6 protein-coding genes are annotated in these 7,323 nt (G+C 36.3%); 5 read left to right on the top strand and 1 reads right to left on the bottom strand.

All coding sequences use genetic code 11. The features are described 5' to 3' along the window. Positions 1 to 10 precede the first annotated feature (10 nt). From DRF60_RS15260 to DRF60_RS15280, 5 genes are all read left to right on the top strand, one after another. Entirely contained in the window at positions 11 to 382 is a 372-nt protein-coding gene (locus DRF60_RS15260; RefSeq protein ID WP_116012863.1) for a cyclic-phosphate processing receiver domain-containing protein, read from the top strand. After that, positions 382 to 969, top strand: coding sequence for a DinB family protein (locus DRF60_RS15265; protein WP_116012864.1), 588 nt, complete (start codon positions 382 to 384; stop codon positions 967 to 969). The genes DRF60_RS15260 and DRF60_RS15265 overlap by 1 nt, the downstream gene beginning before the upstream one ends. Continuing rightward, positions 950 to 1,963 carry an RNA ligase, Rnl2 family gene (locus DRF60_RS15270; protein ID WP_116012865.1) on the top strand — a complete coding sequence of 338 codons (1,014 nt, stop codon included), beginning with the start codon at positions 950 to 952 and terminating at the stop codon, positions 1,961 to 1,963. The genes DRF60_RS15265 and DRF60_RS15270 overlap by 20 nt, the downstream gene beginning before the upstream one ends. Before the next feature lie 517 nt (positions 1,964 to 2,480). After that, positions 2,481 to 5,177, top strand: coding sequence for a DUF6493 family protein (locus DRF60_RS15275; RefSeq protein ID WP_116012866.1), 2,697 nt, complete (start codon positions 2,481 to 2,483; stop codon positions 5,175 to 5,177). Positions 5,178 to 5,180: 3 nt separating this feature from the next. Further along, positions 5,181 to 6,524: an SWIM zinc finger family protein gene (locus DRF60_RS15280; protein WP_116012867.1), complete on the top strand. Its 1,344-nt coding sequence runs from the start codon at positions 5,181 to 5,183 to the stop codon at positions 6,522 to 6,524. Between the two features lie 40 nt (positions 6,525 to 6,564). Here the strand turns inward: DRF60_RS15280 and DRF60_RS15285 are convergent, their stop codons facing one another. Continuing rightward, a complete protein-coding gene (locus DRF60_RS15285) occupies positions 6,565 to 7,011 on the bottom strand; it encodes a VOC family protein (RefSeq protein WP_116012868.1) in 447 nt (148 codons plus the stop codon). Positions 7,012 to 7,323 lie beyond the last annotated feature (312 nt).

Consider the following 7,323-nt stretch of genomic DNA (forward strand, 5'->3'; position numbering starts at 1 on the left):
AAATAAAACAATGGAAATAACAAAAAGATTATTATTTCTGGATGATATAAGATACCCGATTGAAACGTATCATTATACCAAACAGGATATTTTCCTTAGAAAAGACCGGCATATAGCTCGAAATTATGAGCAGTTTGTCAACAGGATTTTGGAAAAAGGACTTCCGGAAATGATTTCTTTTGACCATGACCTTGCAGATGTACATTATCTGAAACCTAATTCTGACGGATATGCCGAAAAAACAGGCTACGACTGTGCCAAATGGCTGATAGAATATTGTATGGATAACTATTTAGATTTACCCAAATTCTACTGCCACTCAATGAATCCGGTAGGAAAGAAGAATATTTTAAGCCTTTTGGAAAACTTTAAAACATTGTAATGGATATTTTCAGATTAATTCAGGATATAAAAAAGCACTTGAAACTCAGTTTTGATGAAGTGGACAGATGGTTTGAAAAAGATGAAAAAATATTGAATAATCTGCCTGTAAATGGAGGTTGGACGATTCAACAGATTTTAGAACATATTTATCTTACCAACTTTTATTTACTAATTCTCATTGAAAAAGCGTCAAAAAAAGCCATGCGGAATACTCTTGAACTTGATCTGAACTCCGAAATAAAAAACTACAGTTTCGATCATGACAAATTTGAAGAAGTAGGGAAGTACGGTGCTTTTGATTGGATAAGACCGAAACATATGGAGCCGAAAGGATCGTTAGATCTGAGTGAAATCAGGAATTTATTGATTCAGCAGTATCATCAGTGTTCAGGATATTTAGACCTGATGAAGAATGGCGAAGGTCTCCTTTATAAAACGACAATGACCGTGAATGAACTGGGGAAAATTAATGTGTACGAATACATTTATTTTCTTTCCCTTCACGCTCAACGACATCTTACTCAGATGAAAAATAATGAATTAGAAATGATTAAAAATAAAAAAAATGATTTTCAAAAAATATAACTCTATTGAAAATGCTTATCAGGCCCGCGTGATCGAGCAGATCAGATGGCAGGGTTTTTGGGATGAGGTTTTCATTGTGCAGGAAAAGGTTCACGGTGCCAATTTCTCTTTCTTTACCAACGGAAAAGAAATTAAAATCGGAAAGAGAACTGCTTTTATTGAAAAAGGTGAAAGATTCTACAACGCACACCAAGTTTTAGAACGTTACAGAAAAAATGTAATTGATTTGTTCCAAAAACTGAAAGGCATATATCCTGAAACAGAAACTGTAGTGATCTATGGTGAATTATTTGGAGGGGGCTACAAACATAAAGACGTAGAACCCGTAAAAGATGCTGTGAAAGTGCAAAAAGGAATTGAATACGCTCCTCATAACGAATTTTATGGATTCGATATTAAATTGAACGGAACAACTTATTTGGATACAGATTTGGTGAATCATGTTTTTGAGGAAACCGGGTTTTTCTATGCCAGGATTTTATTCCAGGGCAGTCTTGAAGAAGCTTTGAAGTTTCCCAATGTATTTGATTCTAAAATTCCGTATTGGCTTGGCTTACCCGAGATTGAAAGTAATAGATGTGAAGGAACGATTGTTAAAACTTTAAAAACCAGATATTTTAGAAACGGTGCAAGAGTAATTCTTAAAAACAAGAACGAAAAATGGATCGAAAAGTCTAAAATGGCTAAAAAAGACAGATCAGTTCAAAAGGAGATTCATTTCAGTGAAACAGCTCAGAATATATGGGAAGAGATTCAAAATTACGTGACAGAAAACAGACTGAATAATGTTATCAGTAAAATTGGAGAATTTGAACCCAAGATGATAGGCCGGATCATAGGACTTTTTGCACAGGATATTTTGGAAGACTTCGGGAAAGATTTTCCTGATATTTTCAATACAATTGAAAAAGAAGAACAGAAAAGAATCAATAAAAAGTTGAATGCTTTAATTATTGACTTTATAAAAGAAGAGTTGATGACTCTTAAAGTTTAGTTTCGGTAAATTTTACCGGAACTTTTTTATGTAATAAACGAGAATTATATTACTTATTTTACATGATCAATTATATACATCGGGGCATAAAAAAGCCTTGAAGGTAATAGGAAAATTTTTAACTTTTATTCAGAAATACCTCTTAAACTGTTATTGAAAGCATAATTTTTTGTTAAAAAAAATCACTTTAAAAGGTTAGTCTCATGTCGATCAGACATTTTTTATTATTTTAGTCCCTAATATTGGAATTATGTTTATTGAAGATGAATTGAAGGCGATTTATTTGAACTATAAAATCAGGGAAATTATTCCTTTTCTTGTAAAGCTGACCCCAAAAGAAAAAAAGAAACCTCAGTCATTCTAAAGAAATTTTTAAATAAAGACTGGCACAAAAATATTTCTATACTTTCCGCAGACCAACAAACCTTGTGATGAATTATATGATCATTCTGCAGCCAGACGGCTAAATGAATGAAAATGAATAACCTGAAAAAAATTATTATCAAATTAAAAACAAATGAAAGAAAGACTTTATGAGATCCTTAGTGAGGAAAGAGCACATGAGATTATTCCATTTTTGAAACAGCTTACAGCAGAAGAAAGGAAAGCGCTGGTCCCTACCATAAAAAAGCTGGACAGGGAGATCAGCAAGATTGTAATGACAAAAAACTCCTACCATACTGCCGGTTCTGCAGAGCAGCATTCTATTATTGATATAGCATCTTTTGTCTGCATGGATCAGAAGCATTACGGAAAAAACTACTGGAGCCTTTTCAAAGACAAAGAACAGACCGAAAACATACTGGAGTGGGGATGTCCACACTGGTTTTCGGATTTTATTAACGATTCTATAGATGCAGAATTTACAGCATTTAATTACCATGATATCTTAAGATGGTCAGAAAAAGGTTATGTACAGCCTAGGCCCGAACTTCTTGGGTACCACTTAAGCCTCCACCCATATCATCTGGATAAATTTCCGGAAACACTGGAAACTCACTTCTGGTATATGTGCGAATTTCCTTCAAAATCACTGCCTTTTAAAAGAGAATGGCTTCCATTGGTTCAAAAACTAATTGTCGAAAATAAAGTTGAAAGAAAAAGATTCCTCAGAGAATGCCTTCTGGCTGCAAACAGGAACTTTAATAAAAATGTGACAGGATGGTTCATGGATGCATTCAATATCCTGAAACCTTCTGACGATGAACTGATTATGCTTCAGGATGAACTGATGGCAGGTTTAGCTTCCGTACAGTCAAAAGCGGTCAATACCATACTCGCTCATTTAAAAAAAATAGTTCAGGATCCGGCATTCAGAACCAGTGAATTTTCATATTTTCTACCTAATCTGTTAAGTTCAGAAGTTAAAACAGTTGTTTCAGCCAGCTTGGCTGTTACTGAAAAAATATTTCAGAAAAAGAAAATTAATACAGAAAATCTGGCAACGGCTTTAAGTGCGGCATTTGTAAACAAAGACGAAAGTATACAGACCAAAGCGGCAAAGATCATTCTCAAATATATCCCTGTTTCAGAAGGAATAAAAGAAACTTTATCCCTTTATGCAGATAACATATTGGCAAATGTAAGACCGGCACTGGTACAATACATAGAGAACAGACAGCTGGAGCTGGATCCTGTTGAAACAGAAACGCTGGAACTCATCAATGAAGAATGCAAAGTTAAGGAACCGGAAAGCTTTGAAGACCTCATGTTTCTTCTTCCACAGGCCATAGAAAATCCCGGAACTTATTATTACGATTTGGCGCTGGCAGGACTTGTACGTTTTGCTGATGAAGCTGATACAGATTCTGTAAAACTGTTTGAACCCGTATTTCAAAAAGCATGTAAAACCATTGCCAGATGGGAGGTACATCATTTTAATGTATTACTGTGCAATCTCATTATTAATTATGGACTTTCATTATTGGAAAAATTTCCGCTTCCGCTTAAAAACTTAGAGAAAATATATAAAAGAACCCGTGAGGACGAAGCCACAAGAGAAGCTTATTCTTCTTACCATAAAAAGTTAAAGCCGCTTAAAGAGATCTATGCCGGAGGTTTAGCTATGGAGCCGTTCAAACATATCGCAGTACATATTTTTAATAAAATAACATCAGGAGACCGAACTCCGCTGCTGTCTACAGTTACCCATGAGCCATGCTGGATAAGTCCCGAAGTATTAGTAGAAAGATTTGAAATTTATCAGAATAAAAATTTAAAGCCCGATGATCTGGATGTACAGCTTGCACTGCAGCGCTGTTCACTGGAGAAAACCTCAGGGGCATTACAGCATGTTGAACAGAAATTGAAAGGAGAATATAAGGAGCTTCTGCTTTTTTTCTTTAATAAAAACTCTGTTCCGAAAGGAAAATTTGAACATCCGTCATGGTGGATGACTGCAGCAATTACACGTTCACCCGAAAAAGTTTTTGAAGAATTCAAAGACTTCGGATATGATGATATTCCTAAGGAATTTCTTACCGGTAATTATAAATGGAAAACCATCGACAGCAAAAAGAATTCCTATTATCCGGTCGAGCTTAATATCACCGTTCCGAAATATCATCTCAAAAAAAGAGTGCATCAGCTTTTCTTAGAATACTTTATTGCAGAGCAGAAAGATATTTCTGAAATACCTTCATTCATATGGAGCTTCCCTAATACGCCGGGGAATGTTTTTGCCAAAATCATTAAAAACTGTCTGTTTTATTCTGGGATAGCAGAAGTATACGAACGAAGCCTTGTTCTGAGTACAGCACAGGCACTTCATCAGATGAAAAAGCCTCTGGATGCAATGGGATACGTGTTTCTGGGAACCATTTTCCTGGACGGAGACAAAGTGATTCGTGGAACCGCTGCTGAAATCTGGCTGGAACATGTTTCCCATAAAGTAATGGATAGTGCCCGCTTGGGGCAGGTGATTGGACTGCATGAAAAGCTGGAATGGGCTCCTGTAAAGAGATTTACAGATCTTGTACAGCATCAGATGATCAACGTCAGTAAAGATCACAATCTGTCACTGGAGCAGCTTCTTACCCATGTTTTACTTCAGATGGAAACCCCGGTGACTAATCTTAAAAAAATATTGGATATTTATCACGAGGTTTTGGCTTTGAATCAATCAGAACCCGATAAAAACTTAAAAGAAAAACTGAGTAGCTGGAAAGACAATTCCAGTCTGAAAAAAATCTGCAATCTTCTTCTAAAAAAATAGATTATGGAAGATGTGCTAATTTACAACTATCAGAGACCATCGTCCCTGATAAAAAAAGACGTATCTGAAGAATTATTCCTGTCTCAATACAGTGAAATTCGGAAGAACACAGATGCTCCCTGCTTTTTTTGGGGAGATGTCAGCCAACCGTTTATACTGGCAAGATGCCTGATCACGCTTTCCAATATTGTGAAATCAAGCTTTAACCTGTCGCCGTTTCAGATGACTTTGCTTAAAGACCCTATCATCACTGTCGGAAACAGCAGGCTGCGCTTTGAAGGATTCTCACACTGTGCCGGTGTTTACGCCAGGGTAGATGTCCTGCCAGACGGCTTGCATGGTGAATTTCTGGAAAACGGGACCACCAATGTAGATTTTAACCAATCGATGATTACTGCGCTGGGAAGCATCCGTCCCAATGAAAAAATAATGCTTTCCGTTGGGGAAAAAGAAGTCGGGCTTTACAAAGAAGAGACAAAAGTGATCGAACGAAAGGTTCCATTGCCCGTAAAATGGATTAAAGGATTGAGCACAGTTCAGATCTATCTGTCTGAATCGGAAAAGCTGCATTGTTTTAATAAAATCCAGACTCAGCAGCTTTTTAGAGGAATACCGAAAGGATCTGTTAAATCAGATTATTACCTGATTATCAGGGGAAATAAGCCCATGTTTTCACCGGTGAAATCGGTGGATGCGGTTTGTATCGGCGGGCTTCACAGGTTGCGCCTGCTGGAACCTCTTCTTCCTTATATTGACCAATTGCAGGTATTTCCACATGCCGATATGCAGTCTACTACATGGTTGCTTTATATGGGAAATATAAGATTCAGCTTTTCACTGTCAAGAGAAGCCTGGCGGGGATTTTCGGGAGAAGGAGCAGTACTGGACAGCCTCATTGATGATATTTCTGATGAATGGATCGATGCACTGGATAAATATGCGTATGCCAATCAGTTTTTTAATCCTTCGGCATTTGCTTTAAATGAAAATATAAACCTGAAAAAAACAGAAAATCTTACAGGAAGATTGGCTGCTATGGGACTTTTGGGTTATGACCTGGATGATAACGGGTTTTTCTATCGAAGGCTGCCATTTAAAATCAATAGAATTGCCGGTCTGAATCCACGGATGAAAAATGCAGAAAAGCTTATTGCAGAAGGAAAAGTAGAGATTTTAAATAAAATTGCAGCCAGAACCGAAGCTAGAGTAGAAGGCACCGACGTACATCACACGGTGATCATAGATCATGATAAAGAACGCTGTACTTGCGAATGGTTCAGCAAATACCAAGGAGAAAGGGGACCTTGTAAACACGTTCTTGCCGTAAAAAAAATAATATATAACTAATTAAAAAGGACAGCTTCTGAAAATAAGTCTGTCCTTTTTATTAATGGATCTTCATCCATTCCTCATAAGAAAGAACACCCAATTCCGGTTTTCCTTCGCCTTCAAGGATCGAAATAAATTCCAGCTGATTACCGTCTGGATCATTAAAATAGATGGCAAGTGCTGGCATCCATGCAAAGACCATAGGCTCATCTTTGCCGTCTTTTAGAAAATTATAAGGCTTCAGATCTTTTTTCTTCAGAAAATCTGCAGAATAATTTAAGATGTCCTCCTTGCTGCTGGAAAAAGCAAAATGTCTTGGCTGAAGGTTTTCCTTCTGTTCCCACAATCCCAGCATGAATTCTTTACCTTCACCGATCCACAAAAACGCAATAGGACGTGTGTCATCCTTATGTGCCAGTTTCAAGCCTAAAATTTCAGTATAAAACTTGATAGAATTTTCTAAACTGCTTACCTGAATATGGGTTTCATATAATCCTGTGATCATGATTTAATTTTTAATACTTACTTACAAAGCTAGACAATGTGCCTCCAATAATATAAGCTCTGTGATTCCTTTATTTGAATTGAGTGATAGAAAAATTTTATTTAAAAGATAAAAGAATAAAAGATAAAAGATAAAAGATAAAAGATAAAAGATAAAAGATAAAAGATAAAAGATAAAAGATTTTGTTGTTAAAATTCAATAGGAGCGGGCTTTAGCCCAATGTCATTAAGTTAGTAAACTATCACAAGCTATTCTTTTGATTTTTAGAGACTATTGGCTTAGCTCTTGCTTTATATTTGCCTATATTTCTTT

It is taken from the genome of Chryseobacterium elymi, from assembly GCF_003385495.1.
Taxonomy (GTDB): Bacteria; Bacteroidota; Bacteroidia; order Flavobacteriales; family Weeksellaceae; genus Chryseobacterium; species Chryseobacterium elymi.

What these genes read in the sequence shown, in the direction of transcription:
- DRF60_RS15260 (WP_116012863.1), top strand. Translation starts at nt 11, where the DNA reads ATGGAAATAACAAAAAGATTATTATTTCTGGATGATATAAGATACCCG.
- DRF60_RS15265 (WP_116012864.1), top strand. Translation starts at nt 382, where the DNA reads ATGGATATTTTCAGATTAATTCAGGATATAAAAAAGCACTTGAAACTC.
- DRF60_RS15270 (WP_116012865.1), top strand. Translation starts at nt 950, where the DNA reads ATGATTTTCAAAAAATATAACTCTATTGAAAATGCTTATCAGGCCCGC.
- DRF60_RS15275 (WP_116012866.1), top strand. Translation starts at nt 2,481, where the DNA reads ATGAAAGAAAGACTTTATGAGATCCTTAGTGAGGAAAGAGCACATGAG.
- DRF60_RS15280 (WP_116012867.1), top strand. Translation starts at nt 5,181, where the DNA reads ATGGAAGATGTGCTAATTTACAACTATCAGAGACCATCGTCCCTGATA.
- DRF60_RS15285 (WP_116012868.1), bottom strand. Translation starts at nt 7,011, where the DNA reads ATGATCACAGGATTATATGAAACCCATATTCAGGTAAGCAGTTTAGAA.